This window comes from Gammaproteobacteria bacterium (genome assembly GCA_022450155.1).
Lineage (GTDB): Bacteria > Pseudomonadota > Gammaproteobacteria > Arenicellales > UBA868 > REDSEA-S09-B13.
Map to the genome: position 1 here is coordinate 76,514 of JAKUQR010000011.1, position 26,153 is coordinate 102,666.

A 26,153-nucleotide genomic window follows, 5' to 3' on the forward strand; every position below is an offset into this window, starting at 1 on the left:
TGTTTAAGGGTAATTAGACCAGTGCCTTGATGTGTTTAATAGAATTTTGATTAAAGGTTCAGTGAACAATTCCGGCTAAGCTATTCATGGGTCCTCCAGTTGTGCCTTGTCGCGGTCGTGTTTTAGTCAATACTAGATTTTTGTTAGACGAAATATCATGTGCAGGTAGGTTATCCTTTCGTTTCCACAAATTCCAAACGGAGATGAAACTATGACCGACAAAAAAGTCGACAATGGGGTGGATGTAGAGTTTCTACTGGGCGCCCGAGAAATGCTTACTGAAGCGCCTGAGGGAGCCCAATTTCAATGGCGTGCAAAATGTGACTGGGTCTACGGTACCCATAGCAAAACCAGTGTTGAAGGTTTTTTTGGACTTGGAGAAGAACAAAATCACAAAACCGAGCACACGTTCGATGCTGACCATCCTGAGGTCTTTTCGTCGGAGGATCATGGCGCCACGCCTGTGGAAATTGTACTTGCAGGGTTAGCCAGTTGCCTGACGGCAAGTGTCGCTGCGGTTGCCCAACATCGGGAGATTCAACTGAATTCCGTTTCCGCAACGCTTGAAGGTGGTATGGATATTCAGGGAATTCTCGGTATCGACAGCGACGTCCGCAATGGTTTTGACGGTATCAAAGTGACTTACAACATCGATGCCGATGCGTCGAAGGAAGATATCGAAGCGCTGGTTGCTCAGGCACAAAAACGATCCGCTGTCTACGACATTATCACCAACCCGACCAATGTCACGGTAGAGGTCAGCTGAACCGGCAATCTGTGGTGTCTGGGGCCCCATCGAAGATCGACACCGTGGTCATCGGTGCCGGTCATTCCGGCCTGGCGATGAGTTACTGCCTCAGCCACCGGGGCATAGAGCATGTGGTGTTGGAACGCTCTGATGTCGCGAATTCCTGGAGGACCGAACGGTGGGATTCACTGCGGTTGCTCACGCCCAATTGGCAGAGTCGGTTACCTGGATTGGCCTATGAGGGGGATGATCCTGATGGCTTTATGACGGTTCCGGAAGTCATCGAATTTGTAGATCACTATGCAGATGTAATCTCGGCACCGATCCAAACCCGTACCACTGTAACATCTGTGTGCTGTGCGGGTGATGGTTATCAGGTCGACACCGACCGAGGTACATGGAAATGCCGGGCGATCGTTGTTGCGAGCGGTGCGTGCAATGTCGCCAGCGTACCGGCAATCGCATCGTCTGCGCCCTCATCGATTGCCATGGTCACACCGCTTGATTACCGCAATCCGGACCAATTGAAAGAGGGGGGTGTACTTGTTGTCGGCGCATCGGCGACCGGCACACAACTTGCCGATGAAATTCACCGCTCGGGTAGACCAGTTACGTTAGCTGTGGGTGAACACGTTCGTATGCCTCGGGTTTACAGAGGACGAGACATTCAGTGGTGGATGGATGCGGCCGGGGTTCTTGACGAACATTATGACCAGGTGGATGACATTAAGCGGGCGCGCAACGTGCCCTCTCCACAGCTCGCCGGCTCGCCCGGGCGGTCTACACTGGACCTCAATGCGCTCACTGGAATCGGCGTTAAGCTCATTGGTCGTCTTGCGGGTATTAAAAATCGGAAAGGACAGTTTTCTGGGTCGCTGCGCAACAATTGTGCACTGGCTGACCTCAAGATGAACCGGCTGCTCAACACGATTGACGAGTGGGTGTCTGAAAACGGTCTCGACAATGAGGTGTCGCCTCCACATCGTTTTGCCGCGACCACTGTTGAGAAATCGCCGCCACTGGACCTTGACCTCAGTAATGGTCAAATCCAGACCATTGTCTGGGCGACAGGTTTCCACCCTGACTATTCCTGGCTGGGTGTGCCGGTACTGGATCGGAAAGGTGAGATTCGCCACGAGGGTGGGGTTGTGGACTCACCGGGCATGTACCTGATGGGTATGACTTTTCTCCGCCGTCGAAAGTCGAGCTTTATCCACGGTGCCGGCGATGATGCCCGGGATCTCAGCGATCACCTGACGTCTTACTTGGCCAATACCATTTCGAATGCAGATTCAATTCTGCAGGCAGGCGCAAATAAATGATAAATAGCCTCTGCAAGATCGATGGAGCTGAGCTTGCCGACCTCTGATTCCTGTTTTATCTGCTGTATTGTGTTGTAGGGCCTTAGCGACCCCTGCTATTGCTATGGCACGCCAAACCATTCCAGCCCGTCACGGTGTCGCGATTCAACTTGATGCGGGTTCAGAGATTGTCGTCATCAATACCCATGGCACCCAGGTGCTCGACACCTGGGCTTTCAATATGGCTGACCCTAGCGAGTACCTATCGATGGAGCACACTCGTTCGCGCCTGAGTCGATTGTCACCCGGGGTTGGAGACAGTCTGTTTTCCAATCGCAGGCGGTCTGTTTTAACAATGCTGGAAGATACGTCACCGGGGATTCATGACACGTTGCTTTGTGCCTGTAACAGGGAGATCTACCGTGAACTCGGTTGTGATGACACGCACCGCAGTTGCGAATCGAATTTGCATGAAGCCCTGTCGGTGATGGGTATCCGGGTTCCAGGGACGCCTGCACCACTGAATTTGTTTATGAATGTTTCAGTCGCCCCCGATGGTGCAATTGACCGGAGGCCGCCCCAGTCGCGGCCGGGAGACCGGGTCAGACTTCGGGCAGATATGCACGCGGTCGTTGTCTTTTCCGCCTGTCCGCAAGATATAACGCCCATTAATGGTGCCGAGTGTACCCCGCGTGATGCACACTATGAGGTGATTTCCAGGAACCCGGCACAGCAGAAACTATAAAGTGATAATTTTGAGATTAATTCAACTGGGTTGGAATTCTTCTGAATAAGCAGTCTCTATACAAGTCATAATTCTGAGCGCCGATTTGCAGATGACGATATCATTGAATCGCACGGTAATTCTTAACTGACCATGAAAGCGGCTGTTTTCAAACAACCCGGTACCCCGCTCGCCATCGAGGAGGTCAACGATCCTGAGCCGGGTCCGGATGACCTGATCCTCAAAGTGAAGGCGTGTGGGATTTGTGGCACCGATCTGCACTGGTCTCAAGGGAACGATCCGAGTGCAGGTTGGCGTCACCTGGCACCCGGATCGGTCATGGGTCATGAATTTTCCGGTGAGATTATCGAGCTCGGGAAAAACACCCGTAGTCAGTTCCGTGCCGGCGAACGGGTCGTGGCACAGCCCTTCATCGGCTGCGGCAGCTGTAGCGCGTGCCGTGCCGGCCGATCCTATCGCTGTTCAACGGTTGTCACGCGGGCCAGCCCAGAACTGACCGGTGCCTACGCCGAATACACGCGAATCGGTGTGGCCGAAACCCTGAAGCTGCCGGACAACGCAAGTTTTCACGCGGGCGCCCTGGTCGAGCCCTTGGCGGTCGGATTAAATGCAGTCAAGCGTGCTGGGCTGCAGGTCGGTGACCCGGTGTTGGTGATTGGTGCTGGACCGGTAGGTTTGTCCGTTGCCCTATGGTGCCGCTTTTTCGGCGCCCGTGATGTAATCGTGAGTGACCTGGTTGACGCGCGGGCGGTTCGCTGTGCCGAATTTGGCGCCACCGCGGTAATCGATGCCGCGAATGAAGACGTTCAGGCACGTTTCCGGCAGATCGCCGGCCGGCCACCGGCTGTGGTGTTTGATTGTGTGGGTGTGCCGGGCAGCCTCCAACTCAGCATTGACCAGGCACCGGCCGATGCGCATCTTGTGGTTGTCGGGTTGTGCATGGCGCAGGACGCATTTTTCCCTGCCAAGGCCATCGTGAAGGAACTCCACATCACCTTTGCATTTGTGTACTCGAAGGCAGACTTTCAGTTCGTGATTGACATGTTGGGCAGTGAACGGATTCCAGTGGATGCCCTGGTGACCAGTGTTGTTGGTCTGGACGATTTCCCGAATAAATTCGAGGCCATGCGCACACCCGGTGCCGACCTCAAAGTGATGCTGGAACCGGACTCAGGTATAAACAATCTCTAAATCTATTTATTAGTCCAAAGTATGGTGACCGCTTGTTAGTACACGGACTTAATCGGCATCGAGTACAGCCAGAACATCCTTGGGGTCCACCGTGAAATCGACGCCCGCTCTTTCCTGTTGCAGACACATGGCAACGCGGGAATCTCGATCACCCCAGCCTCGATCCAGAGCCTCGGTCATGTCGGCCAGGGTCAGGTCGATCAGGCGCATGGGTACGCCAAGTTCCCGCCCGAGCTCTGCGGCCAGGGCCACATCCTTGTGGGCCAGGCGCAGGGTAAAATCTGGGGGGTCATACTGATTGATCAGGTAATGTTCTGCCAGGCTGTCGAAAGTCCGCTGCCGTCCGCGGACGCCTTGGCGAACCGCCGCAAACAGTGCCAGAGGTTCGACGCCAGCCTTGACGCCGGCGGAAAATACCTCTGCCAGGGCGGTCTGAATGGCATAACCGGCGGCGTTGTGAACAAGCTTGGCCACAGTGCCGGCGCCGATCGGACCGATATAGCGGACCTGATCACCCAGGATGTCCAGGGCCGTCCGGCTAGCGCTGAACACGGTCTTGTCGCCACCGACCCAGATGGCGAGTTTCCCTGAGGCCGCGCCCTTAGGCCCACCGCTGACCGGGGCATCCAGGCAGTGAAGGCCCCTGGCCGCAAAGACTTCGTGGATATGACGGACCGTGGTCGGAGAATTGGTGGAGAGATCGAACAGCACTGTACCTGGTTTCATGCCGGCAATCAGGCCGTCGGTCTCGTCCAGGGCCACCTTTTCAACCTCGGTTGGCCCGGGCAGGGAGGTCAGGATCACTTCCGAAGCAGCCGCCAGTTCCCGTGGTGTATCGGCCCACTTGGCGCCTGCCGACAGATGCGCGTCTGCACTATCTCGTTGAATGTCGTGCACGGTAATCTCTGTGCCTGCCTTGATCAGGTTGCTCGCAAAATGGGCACCCATTGTGCCCAGGCCGATAAATCCGATCTTTTTCATCTGTTCTTTCCTCAGCTCTGATTTTCTTGATGGTTCCAGGGCGCTTGAGTTGCTAACAACGGGGCCTGGCCCCGACTGATCGGTAGGCTAAATCTCGCCCGGCGTGTGACGCACCAGTCCATGCAAGTGTTGTACTGCCAGGCTTCGGAGACAACGCATCAATTGGCTGGGTTTGTGCCATTGTGAGTTCTCCCTGAGTGTTGCAGCATCGTGAGAATCTTCGGGTGCCTGATCAGATCCCCGGGCCAGGTAAACAGGAGAGGTACTTTGTAACGGTGTTTCCCGGTGAGTGGTTCACCCGGGACCTGTTGATGTTGTTCGATCTCATCGCGATAAGACCGAGCTTCGGTTACAGACAGAACCCGGTAGGGAAAGCAGAATTCCGATCTGCGGTATTCGCGAATCATGTCATCAGATAGTGCGTTAGACATGTGGATTGGTTCTCCATCATTCGAAGATGAAGTATCTCAACATCACCGGACTGCGACAACTATAATCAATTTGGATAAGAGAGGTTGCTTTGGCTTATGAATTGATGGTGACCGACATCGAAGCGTTTGCTATGGCCGATCAAGATACTGGTTAATCAAAGCATAAGGATTGTTAAAGATCATCTTCCGGCACGCAGTGTGAAGCAAACAAAATAGGACAAATACAGATGGCATGGCGTCTGGGTATTGATATCGGCGGTACTTTCACAGATGTTGCGTTGGTCAACGATGTCGACGGTACCATTGGTATTGCCAAAACGCCCACTACTCCGAGTGATTTCGGCAAAGCGGTGCTGAGTGGCCTGCACGACGCGCTCGATCGTTATGGTGTGCAGCCTGATGAGGTGTCGCTGCTGTCTCACGCGACTACCGTGGTGACCAACTCGATTCTCGAAGAAAATGGCGCGTGTACCGCGCTGATCAGTACACGCGGCTTCCGTGATGTGCTCGAGCTTCGACGTTCTGCCCGGTCCGATCTGTACGACATGTTCCAGGATCCTCCGCGTGTCCTTGTACCAAGACATCGCCGCCTGGAGATTACCGAACGGCTCGATGCAACGGGTACAGTCATAGTACCCCTGGACGAATCCGAAATTCCCGGGCTGATCAAGGAACTTAAGGATCTCGAAGTCGAAGCGGTCGCGATATCGCTACTGTTCTCGTTTCTCAACGACCACCATGAGTGCCGACTTGGTGAGGCACTGCGTGAAGCGCTTCCCGGCGTGGCCATTTTTCTCTCCAGTGAAGTTTTGCCTGAGGTCCGGGAATTCGAGCGAACCAGTACCACAGCGGTCTGTGCCTATGTGGCGCCAATTCTGGGGTCATATCTAAAGCAGCTCGAAACTGCGACCGACAGCCTGGGTTTGCCCAAACTGCACGTGATGGGCTCAACCGGTGGGGTATTTGATGTCCGGGAGGCGTTGAGGTTGCCCGTGAATTCGGTCGAATCCGGCCCGGCAGCAGGCGTAATTGCGGCACAACTGGTCGGCGCTCAGCTCGGTGAGACCAATCTGATTTCTTTCGACATGGGCGGAACAACTGCGAAAGCCAGTTTGATCCGGGACGGCCAGATCGAAGTGACCGCTGACTACGAAGTTGGGGGTACAGGCAGTCAGAACAGGTGGGTCACGGGATCAGGTCACCCGATCCGTGTGCCGGTAATCGACCTCGCCGAAGTCAGTGCCGGTGGTGGCAGTATTGCCTGGATCGACCCGGCTGGTTCCTTGCGTGTTGGACCCCACAGCGCCGGTGCAGAACCGGGGCCTGTCTGTTACGGTCAGGGCGGTGATCAACCGACCGTGACCGATGCGAATCTGGTGCTTGGGTACCTGGACGCGCATTCACTGCTGGGCGGCGATTTGCCCATCGATTACCAGCGCGCAGAGTATGCGCTGCAAAAGAAAATCGGCGATCCCATGAACATGACCGCCCTGCAGGCAGCCGCAGCTGTCCGGGAAATTGTGAACAACGGGATGGCCGAGGCACTGCGGATCGTATCAATCGAGCGCGGTCATGATCCGAGGGAATTCAGTTTGGTCGCTTTTGGCGGTGCAGGACCGGTGCACGCCGCCGCGCTCGCTGACGAACTCGACATCCCCCGGATCATCGTCCCTCCCATCCCGGGCGGCTTTTCTGCGCTCGGCCTGGTGATGACGGATGTGCGACGGGACTATGCAAGAACGCTTTACCGACAGCTCGAAGATCTCCCTGCCAGTGATATCGAAGCCGTTTGGTCCGAGTTGCAGGCTCAGGGTGAGGAGATGCTGAGATCCACGGGGATCAGTCCGGATCTCTGGCGTTTCAGGCGATCGGCTGATCTGCGCTACAGCCGGCAGGCCTATGAGTTGAACGTGACTGCTGAGCCAGGGGAATTCACCGATAAGACCAAGGCTGAGTTGGCAGGGAATTTTCATTCCCGTCACGAACAGACCTATGGCCACAAGAATCTGACCGAACCAGTGCACCTGGTCACGCTTCGACTGACAGCAGTTGGAAAATTGGGCAGGCTTGAGATTACCGACACGCCTCGTTCGGACGGCGCGAGCGAGAAATCCCGGCGCCCAGTCTGGTTTGCCCAGACCGGTACCACGGACTGCAGCGTACACAATCGCTCCAGCCTTGCCGCTGGAATCAGTCTCGACGGTCCCGTTATCGTTGAGTCGCTGGACAGCACCCTGGTTGTGCCACCCCGTTGGACGGCGCGCAATGACCACAACGGCTTTATCACCCTGGAGCGATCTAATCGTGAATAACGACGCATACCGAAACCGGGTGACCGACCCGGTCACTTTCGAGGTGGTCAAGAACTCCCTCTACAAGGTGGCCGAGGAAATGAAGATCGTTCTCGCCAAAACTGCTTATTCCCCGATCCTGAAAGTTGCCGGGGATTATTCCTGTGGAATCTTCGATACCCAAGGGAACATGGTGGCCCAGGGGCCAGATCTGCCGATTCACCTGGGTTCGATGCCGGATGCGGTTGCTGCCGTAATCAACAAATTCAAGCACAGTACGGTTGAAGGTGATGTGTTCATTCACAACGATCCGTATTTTGGTGGCTCGCACCTTCCGGACGTTAATGTCGTCGCACCGGTGTTCTACCAGGACAGAATCCTCGGCTGGACCTGTGTTCGGGCACACTGGCCTGATATCGGCAGTGCCACACCAGGAAGTTATGGTGCGGTGACCGAGATCTATGGCGAAGGATTGCGTATGCCCCCGATTCGACTCTATCACGCAGGTGAAATCGATCCCAATGTAGAGGATCTGATTCTTGCCAACGTGCGCACACCGGATGAACGGATGGGGGATTTACGGGCGCAGGTTGCCGCTAACCACCGGGCTTGCCAGAGGCTGGTCAGTTTAGCCTCGAAGTACGGCGTAGATGTATTGACCCGCATCATGCGCGAGGTGATGGATTACTCAGAGAAGTTGATGCGACTGATGTTGTCGGAACTGCCCGACGGCGAGGGTGTTTTCGAGGACTTCTGCGATGGTGACGGCATTATCGAAGACGGCGAAAACGAAGACATGACCTTCACGATCCGTATTCGGGTATTAAAAGCAGGCGATACCGTCGAAGTGGACTTTGAGGGCAGTGACCCGGCGGTCTCAGGGCCTATCAATGCGCCGTTGTCGGTGACTGCGTCGGGGGTCTACTGCTCGTTGAAGATGATTGTCGATCCGAACAGTTTGATTCCGCCCAATTCCGGCGCTTGGCGCCCGATTCGGGTGACGGCACCGGAAGGCTCTGTGGTTAATGCCCGTTTTCCCTCACCCGTGGTTTACGCCAACCACGAGATCAGCCATAGAGTGGCGGACATGACATTTGGCGCCATGGCTGGCTTCATGCCTGACAATGTTATGGCGTGCAGTCAGGGTACTTCGGGCATCATTACGCTCGGCGGCGTAGACCCGCGCAACGGTCAACACTACGTCAGTTACGAAACCATCAAGGGTGGCATGGGGGCAAGACCCAACAAGGACGGTATCAACGCAGTTGCTGCTGGTATTTCGAATACCATGAACACGCCGATTGAGATCCTCGAACTGAGTTTTCCGGTTCGAATCGATTATTACGAAATAACGCCGGACAGTGGGGGGCGTGGCAGGTACCGTGGAGGTTGCGGCTCGCGCCGGGCCTGGACCATTGTCGATCACAATGCGCGTGCGGCGGTGTGCGTGGAGCGCACCAAGTCGCCGCCGTTCGGTGTTTGTGGAGGCGAGGCCGGCGCCCGGGCAAGCATTGCGCTTAAATTAGCGGACGGTTCGATACGCCCACTTCTGACCAAGGGTGGTTTCAATGCTCCGGCCGGCTCACAGATTCTGCTTGAGGTCCCGGGTGCGGGGGGTTACGGCGATGCCAGAGAACGTGATTCGCAAGCGTGTGCACGCGACCTGCAGGATGGTTATGTCAGTGCTGAACCAGATTAGACGACGTGAGCTAATGCAAGACCGGGCCAGTCACAATATGATTGCTGTTATGGCGAGAATACTCGGTGTCTATTTGCGCGAGAACCGTTGGTGTTAGTCATCTTTCAGTCTTGATTAGAAATTGGATAGTCAGCAGATCCGTATTGATAACTTGCCACGCCCAACTTTGATGGGAAATACCTGATTCAAGCACAGACCACTGCTGGGTCATTCTTGGCGATTGTTCTCTAAACTAGTCGCCATTTTCAATAGTTGTATATCGGTATTAGGGAGTCCAATTAAAGATATCCCAAGCGGCAGATTATCTAACTTTGCCATTGGCAAGCTGATCTGTGGTAAACCACCCAAACCAGCAATACTGAGCAGACACATCGCTTGATAGCGATAAATATCTTCAATAGTGTTGGTGTCAGTGCCTTTGAGCGGTGCCACACGCGGTGAGGTCGGCAGACACAGCACATCACCTGGTGTCATGATCTTTTGCAAGCGGTCAACAAATTGTTTGTGCGCGGCCCTGGCAGTGGTCACCTGTGACTCGGTAATTTCACGGGCTGTCGCTATTCGTTTATCAATCCCGGGCCCCAAAACAGGATTTTCAGCCGTGATCCAGGAGCCCAGAGATTTCCAGATTTCCGCACCCTGAATGGTTCGAAAGCACTCCATCCATGGTTTTAGACCATCTAGACTAACTTCGATCTCAGTACTAATCGCGAACCTCTGGCGAAGGTGTTCTATACTGGATTGCAGTGCTTTACGTATAGCTGGTTCAACCAGCGCGAAAGCATCAGACACCACCATCAATCGATTGGGTTCCGTTGCTTCGCACTTGCGTAATATTACACGCCCGACCTTTTCAAAGATTTTGGGATCACGAGCAAACCATCCAACGGTGTCAAAACTTGGCGCGAACGGAATAACGCCCCTTGCTTCAACGTTACTGTGGGTGGGTCTGATTCCGTAGACGCCGCAGTAGCTGGCGGGAAGTCGGACTGAACCTGCGCAATCAGTACCCAGGGAGAAATCTACCAATTCACCTGCCACGGCCGATACCGAACCACTGGATGAACCACCCGGAACCCGAGCCGGGTCAACCGGATTTAGTGGTGTACCATAATGAACGTTTTCTCCGGTAAGGCTATACGATAATTCGTCGGCTATGGTACGACCGACTAGACGTGCACCGGCATTTAGTAACTGGTTTATAACAACAGTACTCTCAGAAGCTGGCTCATGAGAATTAAGCCATACGGGCTGACCGAATCCGGTGGTAGAACCGGCAATATCCATCACGTCTTTGACAGCAAACTTTAAATTATCAAGCGCCCCTGTTCCTGTAGGTTCAAGAGAGACGTGATTATCGTGACAAAAGGCACCTAATGGATCATAGGGATAATCCCAATCTGCCGTTGTAGGGTTCTTGTTAGTCATATCAATTGTCAAAAAATTTCAGTGTCGCCACTACGGCTGTACCAGGAGACATATGAGCACACTTTGTTTGCGTCAGTTATGACCCATTGCTCCGGCGGAATATTCGACTTTAGCGTTTTCTGGCAATTCATGATGTTCACCTGAAATAACCTGCTATTAAGCAATCGAAATTACTGACAATAGTAACCCAGGCCATTACAGGCAGAATTGCATGCCGGTCCTGTGCGTATGTGGTCGACGGTGCGGATTAATCGCCTCGCGGTAGCCAGGTGAAACCCGATGACCCGACAACCCGACAATCTGGCAGTTACATCCTAAATCTATTGAAATACTGAAAATATTTTGGATTGCTGTTAGCAGTTTAAAGGTTCGACATCAGGTAACTGTTCTGGGGTGTTGCGGCAGGTTCAACCCCGTTTTAACCGAGTCAGTCCGTTGGCTCCATCTTGTGTTCGCTAGATGGAGGGGGTGTGTATATACTCACAAGGGCAAACGGATACATTTCGAAAATCAGATTTTCAACGAGAGGGAGGACAGCATAATGAAAAGCACTTATTTTAGATTCAGCAGTATAGGCGTTGCGGTTGTGTTGGTGTCACTCGGGTTGGCAACAAGCAGTGCCCTGGCAAAGGACAAGATCCTAATGGCGGTGCCAACTTTCTTGACCGGTGGGGGTGCCCCGGCCTTTGGCATTCCAGCGAGAAATGGTGTGGAGGTCATCGTCAATGCCATCAATGCCGGTAAAGTACCTGCGCCTTACAACACCAAAGGCATCGCAGGGGCCCAGGTTGAATTGATCATCTATGATGAGTCCGGCGGCGGTGCAAAACAGGTAACCGAGTACCGGAACAAGGTGCAAAAGCTCGGTGTTGACTTGGTCGTCGGCTATGTTTCGTCAGGATCATGTGCGGCAATTGCACCGGTTGCCGAAGAACTTAAAACACTGACGATTTTCACCACCTGTGGGACACCGAGGATTTTCGAAGAACTGGATAAGAACCCGAAGTACGTCTTTCGCACGATGAATCATGGCACGGCGGACAACGTTGGACTGGCACATTACGTGACCAAAAAGTTCCCCAATGCCACGGGTTATACCGGAATCAATCAGAACTATGCCTGGGGACAGGATTCCTGGCGCGACTTCGATCTTGCGATGAAGGTGCTCGCACCGCAGATCAAGGGTTCTGATGACGGACAGTGGCCGAAGCTTTTCGCCGGCCGCTACGGCACCGAGATCTCGGCATTACTGAGATCACCGGAAGAGCTGGTTCACAGCAGTTTTTGGGGTGGCGATCTCGAAGCGTTTATTTTCCAGGGTCTGGCGCGGGGCCTGTTCAAGAAAAAACAGTTCTTGTTCACGGTTGCTGGGACGGCGGCCTACCGCCTTGGTAAGAAACTGCCCGACGGGCTCGTATTGGGGTCGCGTGGCCCCTATGGTATTTACGCCAACAATCTGATCGATACCGAGTTGGCGACGTGGTTCCGAGATGCTTATGTCGATCGATTCGGCACCCTACCCACTCAGGGGTCATACCAGTACGCCCAGGGTATTCTGGGTGCCAAGTACGCTTACGAGAAGGCGGCTGCTGCGAATGGTGGCAAATTTCCGTCGACCGATCAGGTAATCGCGGCGTTGGAAGGGGCAACCTTCCAGGGCATCGCCACGGAAGTTCGTTTAGCACTGAACAATGGCCATCAGGGCTTGACCGATCATATGTGGGGAATTTCCAAATACGACCCGGACACAGGCCTGCCAGTGGTGACCGACGTAGTTCTCTACAAGGCCGAATGTGTCATGCCTCCGGACGGGGTTGGTAGCGTCGAGTGGATCAAGGGTGGTATGAAAGGCGCACAATGCGACTGAGTTAATCACTTGACAGTCCGGGGCGGAACCATCCGTCCCGGGCTGATAGCTCTGCCTCCTAAAACACACCCAGGAGTTCTTTGCCTGATGGGTTTCTTTTAGATATGCTGCAGTCGCTGTTCACAATCTTGACTGATGGCCTGATCTACGGGTCGTATCTGTTTATCGTTGCAGTTGGGCTGACGGTCATTTTTGGCGTTCAACGGGTCCTCAACGTGACCCACGGCTCGTTTTACGCGTTCGGGGCATACCTCGCGGCGTACCTCGGCGCAATGTGGTACGAAAGCGAACTACCCGATTTTGGTGGTTTCGTGATTATTTTTCTGGTCCCGATTGTGGTCGGCGTTGTCTTCGGTGTGCTGATAGAGCGGGGTCTTTTGAAACACCTTTACGGCAAAGACGAACACATCGTAGTACTTGCGACCTTTGCCGCATTTCTTGCTCTGGAGGGTGTCAGCCTCTTCATCTGGGGAACCGACCCTTATTTTTTTTATCAACCCCAGGCAATGCTCGGGTTCGTCGAGATCGTAGGTATGACCTACGATTATTACAACCTGTCGCTTATCGCGCTGGCGCTCATTATTGCAATGGCTCTTTGGTATTTTCTCGCCCGCACAATTTGGGGACGGATGTTGCAGGCGGTAATCTTCGACCGCGAGATCAGCCAGGCGATGGGTATCAACGTGACCGCGGTATTCCTGGGTACGTTCATTCTTGGCACGACGCTGGGTGCCCTCGGTGGCGCCGCTATCGCACCAACGATCTCGGTGCTCCCCGGCATCGGTGTGGAGGTGATTGTGCTCGCCTTCGCCGTGGTTGTGATCGGTGGCATGGGCAGTGTACCTGGGGCACTCATTGGTTCGATCCTGGTCGGGGTTGTCCGTGCGGCGGCGGTCCATGAATTTCCACATGCGGAAATGTTCGTGATCTACGCGATCATGGCCATCGTGCTCGTGTTCCGGCCGGAGGGTCTGTTTGCCCCGCCAAGGGTGAGGAAGATCTGATGGTGTGGTCTGACCGGACGGTGGTTGGCGTGACGGTCGGGGTCATCCTTGTCGCGATCATCAATTTCTTCGTGCCCGAATGGATCCGGCAGATCGGGTTGTTGAGTATGGCCATGGGTGCGGCGGCGCTCGGTTTGCTGGTGCTGTGGCGAACGGGCCTCATTTCATTTGGCCACGCGCTCTACTATGGTTTCAGCGCGTACGGTGTGGCGCTACTGAACTACCTCGGCCTGCGCGACGCCTTCCTCCTCGTCATCATATCTGCCACGATGTCGGGGTTACTGGCCTGGGGACTGGGCTTCCTTGTGCGCCGTTATCGGGCAATTTTCTTTGCCCTGCTGACGATGGCATTCTCGATGATTCTTTACGGTGTCCTGGCCAAGACCGAGCGGTTTGGCAGCACGGACGGGCTCAATATTCGACCGCCTACTTTTTTCGGCTATGCACCACAAGACGAGGCCGCGCAGATCTGTTTATTCCTGCTCGGGCTGGCCATCATTTACTTCTTGATGCTTGGTGTTCAGTTTTACCTGCGTTCGGTCCTCGGTCAGATGTCGATGGCGGTGCGTGAAAACGAAATCCGGGTCGAGTACCTCGGTTACTCGGTTGAACGGGTGGTGCACGTCAAGTACGTGATCTCGGGATTGCTTGCTGGGTTTGGCGGGGCGATCATGGCCCTTGCGATAGGGCAGGTAGACCCGGAATCTATGGTTTACTGGACCTCGTCTGGTGAATTCGTGTTCGTTGCTATTCTCAGTGGCACCGCCAACGTGGCGGCACCGTTTGTCGGTGCAGTCGTGTTCGAGGTTATTCGCCATTACGCCTGGGAACACGGCGCAAGCCTGTGGCAATTGATCATGGGTGGCACGCTACTGGGGATCATCATGTTCATGCCTGAAGGGATCTGGTCGCTGGTTCAACGAGTGGGTAAGAAAAAGGACAGTGCGCCATGACGAGCATCTTCGCAGTGCGAGACCTCGAAAAAAGCTTCGGCGGTGTGGTTGCGGCGAAGAACATCACCGTGACCGTCGAAGCCGGTGAAACGGTCGGAATTATCGGTGCCAACGGCGCGGGCAAGACTACCTTCGTGAACATGGTTACCGGCCACCTGTCGCCCAGTGCGGGCACGATTGAATTTCTGGGCAAGAGTATCCTGGGGCTACCAGCCAGGGAGATCACGGCGCTGGGTCTGTGCCGGTCGTTCCAGGTGCCGCAGGTGTTTTTGTCTGAGCCGGTGTTTGACAACGTGCTCATGGCCTACGGCATTGCCGAGGAATCGGGGTTGGGGATGCTTAATCCGTTACATAACAGTGAAAGAGCGGGCCGCGTCTGTAACCACCTCGAGCGCTATCAGATTCTCGAGCACCGGAACACCCCGGCCAGTGCGTTGCCACAGGGTGTGCGCAAGCTGCTCGATATCGCGATGGCGACGGTGCGTAAGCCGCAGCTCCTGATGCTTGACGAACCAACCAGCGGGATCAGCGTAGAAGAGAAGTTCGACTTGATGGAAATCATCATGACGGCTCTGAAAGAAGAACAGACCACCGTGATGTTCATCGAACACGACATGGAGATCGTGCAGCGCCACGTTGAACGGGTGCTCGCGTTCTCCCAGGGTGAGATCATTTGTGATGCGCCGACTGCGGAAGCGATGGTAGACGAGAAAGTGATCGAATTTGTGCTCGGCAAGGAGTACCGTGCGGGAACACACGCTGATGCTTGAGATCGAAAACCTGGCTGCCAGCATCGGTCCAACCCAGATACTACGCAGCGTCGCACTCGACGTTCCGGGAGGGAGCATGTGCGGCCTGATTGGGCGTAATGGCGCCGGCAAGACGACGGTGATGCGAACGATCATGGGTATCCTTACTGCACACAGTGGCCGCATCCTGTTTGAAGGCCAGGATCTGGTACCGGTCGCCGGTCACCGTCGGGCTCACCTGGGAATCGGTTATATGCCTGAAGACCGGCGCCTGGTGCCGCAGTTGACGACCGAAGAAAACATCATGTTGCCGATATGGGCAACGCGTGCAGAGAAAGCCGAGGAACGTCTCGCCTGGATCTTTGACCTGATGCCTGAGGTCGGAGAGTTCCGCAATCGCCGGGCATCGGAACTCTCTGGGGGACAGCAGAAATTTGTCGCCTTTGCGCGGGCGCTGATGGCAGGCGCCCGGCTACTGCTTCTGGATGAGCCAGGTGAAGGTATCGCGCCAGTATTTGCCCGCCGCATGATCGAGATCCTACAAGACCTCAAGCGCGAAGGTCAGGCCGTACTGGTAGCAGAATCGAACGACGTGCACATCAGCCACCTACTCGACCAGACATTTGTCATCGAACGCGGAAGCATTGTTGAGAAACGTTGATGCTGATTCAGCTGAAACGGAATTGTTCTTAGCCGATAACCTTAAAAGCATCTTCTGTTGGAATGGTGTCCGGGGCGGCACACGACTTCTGTGAAGCGTATACTGAAGTCTGATTCAGACGAGTATTCGCCATGTCCATAACCAGAGCATTTTCTGCAGAGGGAGTGATTCCGGCAGTGTTACTGCCGTTTTTTGAAGATCTCTCGATCGATGAGGTGGCTTATCGCAGTCATCTCCGTTATGTGGCAGCCACCGACGGACTGTCGGCTATAACGACCAATGCACATGCGTCCGAGGTCGCGTCCTGCACCTACGACGAACAGGTCCGGGTACTGAATGTCACGCTGGATGAAATCGGCGATCGCCTACCGGTCGTCAATGGCATTTATGCCGACGGTAGCCTCGAGGCGGCCCGTCTCGCGAAAATGGCTGAGGGGGGTGGCGCATCGGCGTTGCTGGTGTTTCCCCCAAACCCACTCAGTCTCGGCGCTCAGTCGCGTCCCGAAATAGCGCTGGAGCATTTCAGGTTTATCGCCGATGCAACCGACCTGCCGATCATCCTCTTTCAGTACCCGCTCTCCAGCGGCCAGGGATACCCACTCGATACGCTGCTCAAAATATGTGACTCGGTGCCGACCGTATGTGCGATCAAGGATTGGTGCAACAACGTTCAGCAGCATGAACGCCATATCCAGGTGCTGCAATCCCTGCCGCGACCAGTGAATGTACTGACGACCCACAGTGCCTGGCTCATGAGTTCACTGGTGTTGGGCTGTAAAGGGCTGCTGTCGGGTTCCGGTAGTGTCATTGCGGATCTACAGCTGGCAATGTTCCAGGCGATTGGCAATGGTGAGCTGGATTCAGCACAGGCATTGAACCATCGTATCCGTGCTGTCTCCGATGTGTTCTATGCCGATCCTTTCGTCGATATGCACAACCGGATGAAAGCCGCACTTGTGGTTCTCGGGCGCATCCCTTGTGCGGCGGTGCGACCACCGCTTGTCAAAGTAGACGCGAGCGAGGTCGAGCGTATCCGCCAGGCGATGAAGATCGCCGGTATTCAACCCGAGGGGGCCGCGGTCCAAGCAGCATAAGGGTAATTCTGCACAGATGAAAATTTCATATTGACAACTGAAATTTGATTGAGGGGACATAATCCCGCTGGATAACTTCTCGGATTCCAACCGCCACAGAACAGTGATTGTTTCTCCCTCGGACTCGTGTCCGCGGTTGCGGGGCAGATCAGACCCGCCTGGGTCGAAGAAACATTTAACTCGGAAGGAGGCGGTCAGGTAGCCCTAAGCCGAAATTGAATTAGAACCGAGCGGCGCGTGCTTACATGGCGCGGATAAACTTACTCGGTAAGATTTTGTGTGGCCAGGGTGTCTTCGGGATATCGGATCCCGGATAATTAAATAGCCCTGTTGTTTAAACCGGATTTGTTGAGAAGATAACGGCTTGTGCAAAGTATCATCGTAATAGGTGGCGGATTTGCCGGCTTATGGGCTGCGATTGGTGCAGCCCGGAAATTGGACGGGTGCAGCATCAGCAACGAAGAGATTTCGATCACGCTGATCAATGCTGATCCATACCATGCAATTCGCGTGCGAAATTATGAGGCCGACCTGGATGATGCGCGAGTGCCGCTCGACGATGTACTTGATCCGGTTGGAATCAAACGAATTGAAGGCACGATTGTCGATATCAAACCGCTTGAGCGGCGACTCACAATTCGGATGGCAACCGAAACGAAGACCGTCAGCTATGACAAGCTGGTCCTCGCCTCGGGCAGCCAGGTACGACTCCCTCCGATTTCCGGGTTGCACGGGCCAGTCTTCAATGTTGATACCACAAATGAGGCTGAACGTCTCAACCGGCATATTGCGACACTTTCGCGACTGAGCGACCGGCCAGGTGGAAATACTGTGGTGGTTATTGGCGGGGGATTTACTGGCGTTGAAGTCGCCTGCGAAATGCCGGGAAAGTTAGCTGCAGTGGGTTTCGATAGAGCCCGTATCATCATTGTCGATAGGTCGAGCCCTGTTTGCTCACAGATGGGACTTCATGCGCCGGCAACAATCGGCAAAGCTTGTTCTGCACTGGGTATTGAAATGCGTCTAGGTGCCACCGTCAATTCGCTCGACCCCAATGGAGTCAACCTTTCTTCCGGCGAGCGGCTCGACGCTCAGACTGTAATTTGGACAACAGGGATGAGGGCAAGTCCACTCGCAGAGCAATTGCCGGTCACACTCGATTCTCTGGGCCGCCTGCCAGTCGATAATTTTATGCGAGTTATAGGGGTGGAGGACGTATTTGCCGCTGGCGACGTCGCTTCAGTTCTATTGGACGGTGAGCACACATCGGTGATGTCATGCCAGCACAGCCGCCCGATGGGCCGTTTTGCGGGACACAATGTCGTGTGCGCCTTGCTGGGGTTGCCACAAATTCCGCTTCATATTGACTATTACGTTACCTGCCTGGATTTGGGCACCTGGGGCGCGATCTATACCGAGGGTTGGGATCGGCATGTTGTCCAGGAAGGTTCTGAAGCGAAAGAAACCAAGAATACGATCAATCGTGTCCGGATCTATCCCCCGAGGAGCGGTAACCGGCAGGAGATTCTCGATATGGCAAAACCCGAAATCCAGGTGCCGCCTATACGGGGTGCGGATACAGAATTCAACAGCTCTATTGGTTGATATTTAGCTTTACTGGAGAGGCTTTCGGATGAATGGGTTCCACAACTGGGGTGTCCATGCGTCTTCCCGTGTGACACTGGATGCTGTGGCTGAAACAAGGTCACGGCAGGCAGATTCAAGCATTGCCCAGGCATGGGATACTTGGACTCTCACCATTACGAGAATAACCAGGGAACGCTGATATGAAGTTCGGGTTCACGCTGCCATCTTACACCTGGCCAGGCCTTGACTATGAGATGACTTACCGAGTCACCAAGGAAATGGCACGCCGCGCTGAAGCGTTGGGCTACGACTCGCTTACCGTATGGGATCATCTGCTGGCGGCACCCGGTCTGTACGGTGGTTCCTGGCTGGATCCGTTGATGGTGCTAGCTTGTGCAGCGGGTGCGACCGAAAAGATTCCATTGGGGACCAACATCCTTGTTGTGCCGATTCGTCACCCGGTATTGCTAGCTAAGGAACTGGCGACACTGGATTACATGTCGGGTGGACGTTTTTTCTTCGGTGTTGGTCCCGGGTGGAACGAACCGGAGTTCACTTCCATGGGGATCTCTATGCGAGAACGCGGTCGTCGGACTGACGAGATTCTCGATGCAGTTAAACTTCTGCTGACCGAAGAGAAGGTTTCATTCAATGGAAAGTATTACCAGTTCGAAAACGTAACAATAGAGCCTCGCCCGGAGAACTATTTTACGGTGTGGATTGCCGGCGGCTCGCGCATACCAGATCCGCTGTCACCGGATCAGCCGTACATGGTCAAGTCAGTGCTCAATCGCATCGCGAAACACGCTGACGTATTCACCTGCCGGGCATCTGGCAACACAGAGTGGGTGGTGCGCGATTTCCAGACCGTGCGGACACACCTTCAGTCCGTAGGCCGTGATCCAGCGACACTGGAACTCGCACATGTGCAGGCCGGTTACGTGGTCGATACCGCGGATTCGAACAAAGCGCTGTCAATCCAGCGCAAACCGATGGAAACGATCATGGGCCCCAACCGTGATTGGGATCATCTGCAGGGGTGCTATCTCGTCGGCAGCATCGATGATATCGTTGCAAAACTAAAGTTCCTGGAAAGTCATGGTCTTGAGCATGTTACGATCCAGCCAGCTGGACCGGAGATGGAGCAGTTGGATTTGTGGATGGACAAGATCATTAAGCCTTTCTTCTGTTGAGCCGGGCTGGTGAGCGCCAACAGTCAGGCTTTTGTGGATTACTGGATGCTACACCCAGGGAGAGAAACCACACCATCGAGGCCTTCGAAGTCCTTGCCTTGGTCAAGGACTCCGCAACCGAATCAATCGTAAATAGGAAGTCATAATGGATTTTGGTATTGCGATGGCGACATCTGCCGACTCCTGGAAACTGGTCCAACGTGCCGAGGAGTTGGGCTTCAGCCATGCCTGGTTCTACGACACACAAATGCTCAGTGCGGATTGTTTCGTCGCTATGGGTGCTGCAGCCGTTAAGACAAAACACATCCGCCTTGGCACCGGTGTTCTGGTGCCGACCAATCGAATTGCACCGGTGACCGCCAACGCGTTTGCTTCACTCAACCGCCTTGCACCAGGACGGATCGACTTCGGCGTGGGTACCGGGTTCACGGCTCGACGGGCGATGGGTTTGAGCGCAATGCGCCTGGCTGATATGGAAGACTATATCCAGACGGTCTACGCGTTGCTTCGCAAAGAAACGATAGAGGTCACCCTGGAGGGTTTACCACGCAAAATTCGATTTCTCAATCCGGATTATGGTCTGATCAACACCGAAGATCCGATCGCGCTGCATGTGTCGGCCTACGGGCCACGCAGTCGGGCCTTGACAGCCAAACTGGCTGCCGGCTGGTTGAATTTCATTGGCGATGTGTCGAGTGCGACCTCAGCCTTGGAGAGCATGCAAACGGCATGGCGTGATGCAGGGCATCAGGTAGACGACCTCTCGGCCACTGCTTTTGCCTTGGGCTGTGTGCTTGAGGTCGATGAACCTTTTGATTCGCCTCGCGCAATGGCTCAGGCAGGCCCGCGTGCCGCAGTCACGCTACATCGTGCAGCTGACGAGGCGCTGGCTGGGTGGCAGAACAGCAGTGTTACGTTGCCATCGTTCGCGGATGCCGTATCGGGCTATTTGGAGCTTGCCCGGCACTTTGAACCCGCCGATGCGCGCTATCTTACTAATCACGAAGGTCACTTGATGTTTGTGAAACCTGAAGAACGGCCCTTCGTCACTGCTGAATTGATTCGTGACACCAGCTTTACGGCAACCGAGGATGTACTGATTGAGCGTATTGCTGCATTACGCGATGGTGGTTATACCCAGTTCACGGTGCAATTGACTCCGGGAGAAGAATCCGCTGTGGAAGACTGGGCAAGAATACGGCGTGCACTGACCCAGTAGAGATTCAGCACCTTTGGTCATGCAGGAGCACACCTCATGTTTTCTACCTATGCCACATTTACCCAAGCGGAACACAAAGAACGGCTCACGGCCGAGACCGCCTGGATTTCTGATGTCCGCAATTACCAGGTGTTTACGGATGACTTTTCTGGATTGGTCGCTGGTGTTGTTCGTGAGAAAGGCTGGGCAAGTGGCCGAATCGCGATGGTGGCGCAGTCACCTTGAATTTTCAAATATTCGTCCCCAGCCTTGTATCTGACCAGGCTCTATATCAGCGAGTTGAAGTGCGCGAAGGACCACCGCGGCTACGGAGTCGTAAAGCGTAATGCCGAGTTCTGCTTCCAAGGCCTGAGCAAGTCCTGCTCCCTTGATATTGGTACAGATGATAGCAATCGAGCGGGCACCTTCCGCGGAGAGTTCACGGCACAAGCGATCTAGCGTCTTGGTATCGACCCCGGCAAAGCTAAAATTATCCCGGATATTCAAGTGTCGTTCGGCAATACACTGAAAACCATGATCACCAAAGTTTTGAATGATCTTCTCTTGGATGTCTGCAGTATAGGGTGTTAATAAGCCAAATTCGCCGATGCCATGTTCTTCAAAGAGATCTTGGAGTGCCAACACGCTGGTGGTTGCGCGAGCTCCACTGGCTGACTCTATTGTCTCGCAGATCGCGCGGTCGTGATCAAAGCCGCGCCAGCCCCCCGAGGTGCCACTCCACGCAATCACCTTGCATCTTGCGTCAGTCAGTAGTGATGTTGCCTGTAGAAATGGCTTGAGATCGAATTGAGCCAAGGCCGTCTCATCCAATGCTATTTCCGTCACACGCAGTCGACTAAAGTGGACCGAGATATTGTTGAGGTCCCTGATCATCTCGTGGGTAACAGGCTCAAGCACACTGTTGGATGATGGCGTAAGCATTCCAATCCGAACTGGGTTTTCGAAAGTTCTAGATTCCATCTCAGTCACGCACACATTATTAACCGAACCAGTTTTATGAATTTGAGATTCATTATGAGGAGACACTTCCACGACCCTAGGGTGGGAAGCATTACGTTCACTTACAAGGTAATCCGGGTTTCGGTATTCGTAAACTAGCGTAAGGTGCGAGCGAATGCTCTAATGTCATCAATCAGCAAAGTGGGTTGTTCTAATGCAGCGAAGTGACCGCCGCGTGGCATCTCGGTCCAGCGAGCAATGTTATAGACGCGCTCTGCGTAAGACCGCGGTGGCCAGGAGAGCAATTCAGCCGGGAACAAAGCCGCTGCCGTTGGTACCTCGACGCGTTGGCCGTCAGGTGAGAGCACGCGGCCACCCTCTTCGCGACGCCCATAGTAGATCCACGATGCCGTGTTAAAAGTTCTAGTAACAAGATAGACCATGATATTGGTTAACAATACATCTTTGGTATAAACGCTCTCGATGTTGTCGCCGACCGTGTCTGACCATGAGTTAAATTTCTCGATGATCCAGGCAGCAACGCCAACTGGGCTGTCCATCATCGCGTAGCTTAACGTCTGTGGCTTGGTCGCCTGCTGGGTTCGGTAGCCATTCTCCATTAATTGTTCACGCTTGGATTGGGTCGCCCAAGCTTCTTCTTCTCGTCCATGAGGGCCATCGGGGAGACGCATCGTAAAGATGTTGATGTGGATGGCGCGGCAGGCTGGTGCGTGTTCGAAGCCAAGCCAGCTTGAAATTGCGCCACCCCAGTCACCGCCTTGGGCTAGGTAACTGTGATATCCAAGAACGTCGGTCATCAATGTAGCGAACAGTTGGGCAATTTTGCGTGGGCCGATCGGGCGCGGTGGCCGGCCCGAAAATCCAAATCCGGGTAGCGAAGGAGCGATGACATCGAAGGCATCCTCTGAACTACCACCAAAGCGTTCTGGGTGGGCGAGCGGCTCGATAATCTCCAGAAATTCGACGACGCCACCGGGCCAACCATGACTGATAATCAATGGCAGGGGCGCAGGTCCGCTACCTCTCTCGTGAATAAAGTGCAGGTCGATATCGTCGATCGGCGCAATAAAGTGGGGAAAGCGATTGATGGCAGCCTCTTGTGCACGCCAGTCGAATTCATCCAGCCAGTAAGCGCACAGTTCTTTCATATACTCAAGATTCGTACCGTAAGCCCAACCACCATCATCTGGCATCTCATGCCAAGCGTAACTTGCGACCTGGCTATGGATAAGCTTGAGCGTTTCGGCGGGTACGTCTATTTGAAACGGACGAATCACAGGAGAATCTCAAGAAACATCTGAATTTTGACTATGACAACCAGCATTACTAACTGCTTATCAAAGACCCCAGCGCAGTGCCAGTGGCTCGAATTGACGAGCAAGTTCCAGCAAACCGGTGCGTGTCGTAGGATCGAGCGGTGCCAGGGGATGGCGCACGTGATCTGAATGGATTACCCCCCCTTCTTTCATGACGGCCTTGGTTGCACGCAAGCCACACTGCCGGTTCTCATAATTGATCAGAGGAAGGATCCTCTGATAGTGCTGCGCCGCAGCCTCGCGATCACCCACCTGGTGTGCTTCCAGTACCGGGCGAATTAAGTCCGGAATCAGCGCTGAACACATCGTTCCGGTAGCACCTGCGTCCAGGTCGGCCATCAGGGTGATGCCTTCTTCACCATCAAATGGACCGACGATGTCATCACCACCCTGGGCAATCAGTGCACGCAGTTTTCCAGCGGCCTGTGGTGTCTCGATCTTGAAGTACTGAAGCAGCGGGATCGACTGGGCCATCCGAGCCAGCAACCGTACCGGCAACTGGACGCCGGAAAGCGGTGCATCTTGCACCATGATCGGGATTCCGCCTGCATTGGCAGCTCGGTCGAAGTGTTCAATAACCGCCGCTTCGTCTGCTTGCAGTCCGACACCGTGGTAAGGTGGCATCAGCATGATCATGTCGGCACCTAGATCTGCCGCAGTGCGGCACCGGTCCTCGACCACCTGTGTCGAAAAATGCGAACAAGTGACGATGACTGGCACGCGGCGGCCAACATACTCGAGGCAGACACGCATCAGCTGGTCTCGCTCAGCATCGCTCAACAGGAACTGCTCGGAATAGTTGGCGATAATGCAAAGCCCATCGACGCCCTGATCGATCATGCAGTCGAGAACCCGGCGCTGGCTGTTGAGGTCGAGTACCCCGGCATCGTCGAAGGGGGTCGGGACAATAGGGAACACACCCCGGTAAACTGCCGCTCCTGTCATGGTGCTGACTTTGACGTCATTATGTTAACAACTCTATCCTAGAGTTCCTTATCGTCACAATTCTGTTCAAGTTTAAGGTATTTCTTACTTGGCACGACTGAATTTTCGGTTAGAAAGCACAGCAGAGTGTTTCTAACGATGGAAGGGCGAGGTCGATTGCTAAACACGTGGATTAAATTATGACAGAGACCTTAGTATTGAAAGGGCTTCCCGGATCACCTTATACCCGTAAAATGTTGGCACTATTGCGTTATCGGAAAATTCCCTATCGACTTATTTTGGAAGGGCTGTTTACGGGTTCTGTGGATGTGTTGCCAAAACCTAAAGTGGAACTTCTGCCGACTTTCTACTTTCCTGACGAACATGGACAGTTGGAAGCGGTGGTCGATTCGACTCCGATCATCCGACAACTGGAATCCCTATATCCTGACCGGTCGGTGCTTCCTGCAAGTCCGTTGGTACGGTTCCTTGACTACCTGTTAGAGGACTATGCAGATGAGTGGTTGACCAAGGCGATGTTTCATTACCGCTGGCGTTATAAAGCGGATATAGACAAAGCCGGTGCGATACTGCCGCGTTGGAAATCACTGACTGCCACTGACGAAGAGTTGATACCAATTACTGAATCGGTGAAAAAGCGGCAAATCTCCAGACTGCATGTTGTGGGCAGCAATGACGTAACAGCTGTCGTTATCGAAGAGAGTTATAAACGCTTCTTGAGACTGATGTCAGCACATATGAATCAGTCACCTTTCATTTTTGGCCAACGCCCAAGCGCCAGTGATTTTGCTCTCTACGGACAACTCAGCCAGCTTGCCATGTTTGATCCGACACCCATGGCAGTAGCAGAGAAACTGGCTACCCGGGTTGTGGCCTGGGTTGGCATTGTGGATGATCTTTCTGGGCTCGAACCCTGTGATACCGATTGGGTCGGCGCTGATGCCTTACCAAGTTCTCTAAAAGAAATCTTTTCAGAAGTTGGCCGCGTTCATGTTCCAGCCTTGCTCGCCAATGCCCGGTCGATAAGTGACGGAGATAAGCAGGTGGAAACTGAGATAGACGGCCGCCTCTGGGTGCAGAAACCGTTTCCTTATCAGGCGAAATGTTTACAATGGATTAGACAGGAGTTCACTCGGCTCGATCAGCCAGAGCGCTCTCGACTGCTCAAGTTCCTGGACGGAACTGGCTGTGAGATGCTTATTCAAGATGATGCTTTGCGGTAGTTGCAGTATTGGACGCAGTTTATGACTGGTGTAGGCCAAGGTGGGTGTCGATCCCCTTGTGTATTCTTGTGGCCTTCTGACGCCAAATTAACTACTGTAATAATGAGTGCACATCCAAGTGAGGAGCAAAGGAAATGAGTTTTTTTGAAAAATTCGAAGCCGCTATTAACAATAAAGACCTAGATGCCATGATGGAACTCATGCATTCAGACTGGACAATGGTGATGCACTCAACTGGGAAAGTCCTCGATCTGAATGACTGGAAAGAAATGTTTAGTAAGATTATTGCCGGTGACAATTTTAAGCGAGAAAACGTTAGATGTATCTACGAGAACGATGACATTATGGTTAGTCATTCAATTGCTACTTTTCCGAATGGGACAACCGATGCAGTGATGTATGTTGGCATACTGAAAGATGGAAAGTTGTTTCGGACAGAAACTGGTTCGACGCCTATTAATAAGTAAGTTGTCGGAGACTTAGAACCATTAAGGAGAAGGACGGTTGTCTGAATCATCGCAAGAGGGCGTAACCACAGCATCCGAAGGGCGAACGTCGCTGTTAAAA

The 26,153-nt window shown here is 53.9% G+C and carries 24 protein-coding genes; 18 read left to right on the forward strand and 6 right to left on the reverse strand.

All coding sequences use genetic code 11. The features are described 5' to 3' along the window. The first annotated feature begins 211 nt into the window (after window positions 1-211). The 4 genes from MK323_08175 to MK323_08190 all read left to right on the forward strand — a co-directional run bounded on the left by MK323_08175 (window position 212) and on the right by MK323_08190 (window position 3,985). A complete protein-coding gene (locus MK323_08175) occupies window positions 212-766 on the forward strand; it encodes an OsmC family protein (protein ID MCH2482138.1) in 555 nt (184 codons plus the stop codon). Window positions 767-843: 77 nt separating this feature from the next. Next, window positions 844-2,070, forward strand: coding sequence for an NAD(P)-binding domain-containing protein (locus tag MK323_08180; GenBank protein MCH2482139.1), 1,227 nt, complete (start codon window positions 844-846; stop codon window positions 2,068-2,070). A gap of 103 nt (window positions 2,071-2,173) precedes the next feature. Then, window positions 2,174-2,794 (forward strand): urea carboxylase-associated family protein, encoded by a 621-nt coding sequence (locus MK323_08185; protein ID MCH2482140.1) that lies wholly within the window; start codon window positions 2,174-2,176, stop codon window positions 2,792-2,794. A 132-nt stretch (window positions 2,795-2,926) separates the two neighbouring features. Further along, window positions 2,927-3,985: an alcohol dehydrogenase catalytic domain-containing protein gene (locus tag MK323_08190; protein ID MCH2482141.1), complete on the forward strand. Its 1,059-nt coding sequence runs from the start codon at window positions 2,927-2,929 to the stop codon at window positions 3,983-3,985. 48 nt (window positions 3,986-4,033) lie between these two features. On the opposite strand, the gene MK323_08195 is transcribed toward MK323_08190, so the two are convergent. Then, complete coding sequence (locus tag MK323_08195; GenBank protein MCH2482142.1) at window positions 4,034-4,966, reverse strand: NAD(P)-dependent oxidoreductase; 933 nt, start codon at window positions 4,964-4,966, stop codon at window positions 4,034-4,036. A gap of 158 nt (window positions 4,967-5,124) precedes the next feature. Further along, a complete protein-coding gene (locus tag MK323_08200) occupies window positions 5,125-5,397 on the reverse strand; it encodes a hypothetical protein (GenBank protein MCH2482143.1) in 273 nt (90 codons plus the stop codon). A 227-nt stretch (window positions 5,398-5,624) separates the two neighbouring features. Between MK323_08200 and MK323_08205 the strand changes: the two genes are divergently transcribed. Both MK323_08205 and MK323_08210 read left to right on the forward strand, forming a co-directional pair. Beyond that, on the forward strand, window positions 5,625-7,709 hold the full coding sequence (locus MK323_08205) for a hydantoinase/oxoprolinase family protein (protein ID MCH2482144.1): 2,085 nt from the start codon (window positions 5,625-5,627) through the stop codon (window positions 7,707-7,709). Then, a complete protein-coding gene (locus MK323_08210; protein ID MCH2482145.1) occupies window positions 7,702-9,387 on the forward strand; it encodes a hydantoinase B/oxoprolinase family protein in 1,686 nt (561 codons plus the stop codon). Before MK323_08205 ends, MK323_08210 begins: the two co-directional genes overlap by 8 nt. 207 nt (window positions 9,388-9,594) lie before the next feature. On the opposite strand, the gene MK323_08215 is transcribed toward MK323_08210, so the two are convergent. Further along, a complete protein-coding gene (locus MK323_08215) occupies window positions 9,595-10,827 on the reverse strand; it encodes an amidase (GenBank protein MCH2482146.1) in 1,233 nt (410 codons plus the stop codon). Window positions 10,828-11,356: 529 nt separating this feature from the next. On the opposite strand from MK323_08215, the gene MK323_08220 reads away from it, so the two are divergent. The 10 genes from MK323_08220 to MK323_08265 all read left to right on the forward strand — a co-directional run bounded on the left by MK323_08220 (window position 11,357) and on the right by MK323_08265 (window position 21,367). Beyond that, window positions 11,357-12,682 carry an ABC transporter substrate-binding protein gene (locus tag MK323_08220; GenBank protein MCH2482147.1) on the forward strand — a complete coding sequence of 442 codons (1,326 nt, stop codon included), beginning with the start codon at window positions 11,357-11,359 and terminating at the stop codon, window positions 12,680-12,682. 107 nt (window positions 12,683-12,789) lie between these two features. Further along, window positions 12,790-13,686 (forward strand): branched-chain amino acid ABC transporter permease, encoded by an 897-nt coding sequence (locus tag MK323_08225; protein MCH2482148.1) that lies wholly within the window; start codon window positions 12,790-12,792, stop codon window positions 13,684-13,686. Continuing rightward, on the forward strand, window positions 13,686-14,639 hold the full coding sequence (locus tag MK323_08230; GenBank protein MCH2482149.1) for a branched-chain amino acid ABC transporter permease: 954 nt from the start codon (window positions 13,686-13,688) through the stop codon (window positions 14,637-14,639). Before MK323_08225 ends, MK323_08230 begins: the two co-directional genes overlap by 1 nt. Then, window positions 14,636-15,409 carry an ATP-binding cassette domain-containing protein gene (locus MK323_08235; protein ID MCH2482150.1) on the forward strand — a complete coding sequence of 258 codons (774 nt, stop codon included), beginning with the start codon at window positions 14,636-14,638 and terminating at the stop codon, window positions 15,407-15,409. Before MK323_08230 ends, MK323_08235 begins: the two co-directional genes overlap by 4 nt. After that, window positions 15,402-16,049, forward strand: a complete 648-nt coding sequence (locus MK323_08240) for an ATP-binding cassette domain-containing protein (GenBank protein MCH2482151.1) — start codon at window positions 15,402-15,404, stop codon at window positions 16,047-16,049. Before MK323_08235 ends, MK323_08240 begins: the two co-directional genes overlap by 8 nt. Before the next feature lie 131 nt (window positions 16,050-16,180). Beyond that, the gene (locus tag MK323_08245) at window positions 16,181-17,143 is read left to right on the forward strand and encodes a dihydrodipicolinate synthase family protein (protein ID MCH2482152.1); all 963 of its coding nucleotides are present in this window, start codon (window positions 16,181-16,183) and stop codon (window positions 17,141-17,143) included. A gap of 366 nt (window positions 17,144-17,509) precedes the next feature. Next, entirely contained in the window at window positions 17,510-18,748 is a 1,239-nt protein-coding gene (locus tag MK323_08250) for an FAD-dependent oxidoreductase (GenBank protein ID MCH2482153.1), read from the forward strand. 182 nt (window positions 18,749-18,930) lie between these two features. Beyond that, entirely contained in the window at window positions 18,931-19,923 is a 993-nt protein-coding gene (locus MK323_08255; GenBank protein ID MCH2482154.1) for an LLM class flavin-dependent oxidoreductase, read from the forward strand. A gap of 145 nt (window positions 19,924-20,068) precedes the next feature. Next, window positions 20,069-21,142 (forward strand): LLM class flavin-dependent oxidoreductase, encoded by a 1,074-nt coding sequence (locus MK323_08260; protein MCH2482155.1) that lies wholly within the window; start codon window positions 20,069-20,071, stop codon window positions 21,140-21,142. A 36-nt stretch (window positions 21,143-21,178) separates the two neighbouring features. After that, on the forward strand, window positions 21,179-21,367 hold the full coding sequence (locus MK323_08265) for a hypothetical protein (GenBank protein MCH2482156.1): 189 nt from the start codon (window positions 21,179-21,181) through the stop codon (window positions 21,365-21,367). On the opposite strand, the gene MK323_08270 is transcribed toward MK323_08265, so the two are convergent. From MK323_08270 to MK323_08280, 3 genes are all read right to left on the reverse strand, one after another. Further along, window positions 21,359-22,063 (reverse strand): aspartate/glutamate racemase family protein, encoded by a 705-nt coding sequence (locus MK323_08270; GenBank protein MCH2482157.1) that lies wholly within the window; start codon window positions 22,061-22,063, stop codon window positions 21,359-21,361. The two genes, MK323_08265 and MK323_08270, sit on opposite strands and share 9 nt — an antisense overlap. 173 nt (window positions 22,064-22,236) lie before the next feature. Then, a complete protein-coding gene (locus MK323_08275; GenBank protein MCH2482158.1) occupies window positions 22,237-23,379 on the reverse strand; it encodes an epoxide hydrolase in 1,143 nt (380 codons plus the stop codon). A 60-nt stretch (window positions 23,380-23,439) separates the two neighbouring features. Then, a complete protein-coding gene (locus tag MK323_08280; GenBank protein ID MCH2482159.1) occupies window positions 23,440-24,363 on the reverse strand; it encodes a dihydrodipicolinate synthase family protein in 924 nt (307 codons plus the stop codon). A 179-nt stretch (window positions 24,364-24,542) separates the two neighbouring features. On the opposite strand from MK323_08280, the gene MK323_08285 reads away from it, so the two are divergent. Both MK323_08285 and MK323_08290 read left to right on the forward strand, forming a co-directional pair. Then, the gene (locus tag MK323_08285) at window positions 24,543-25,586 is read left to right on the forward strand and encodes a glutathione S-transferase family protein (protein MCH2482160.1); all 1,044 of its coding nucleotides are present in this window, start codon (window positions 24,543-24,545) and stop codon (window positions 25,584-25,586) included. 134 nt (window positions 25,587-25,720) lie between these two features. Continuing rightward, on the forward strand, window positions 25,721-26,053 hold the full coding sequence (locus MK323_08290) for a nuclear transport factor 2 family protein (GenBank protein MCH2482161.1): 333 nt from the start codon (window positions 25,721-25,723) through the stop codon (window positions 26,051-26,053). Window positions 26,054-26,153 lie beyond the last annotated feature (100 nt).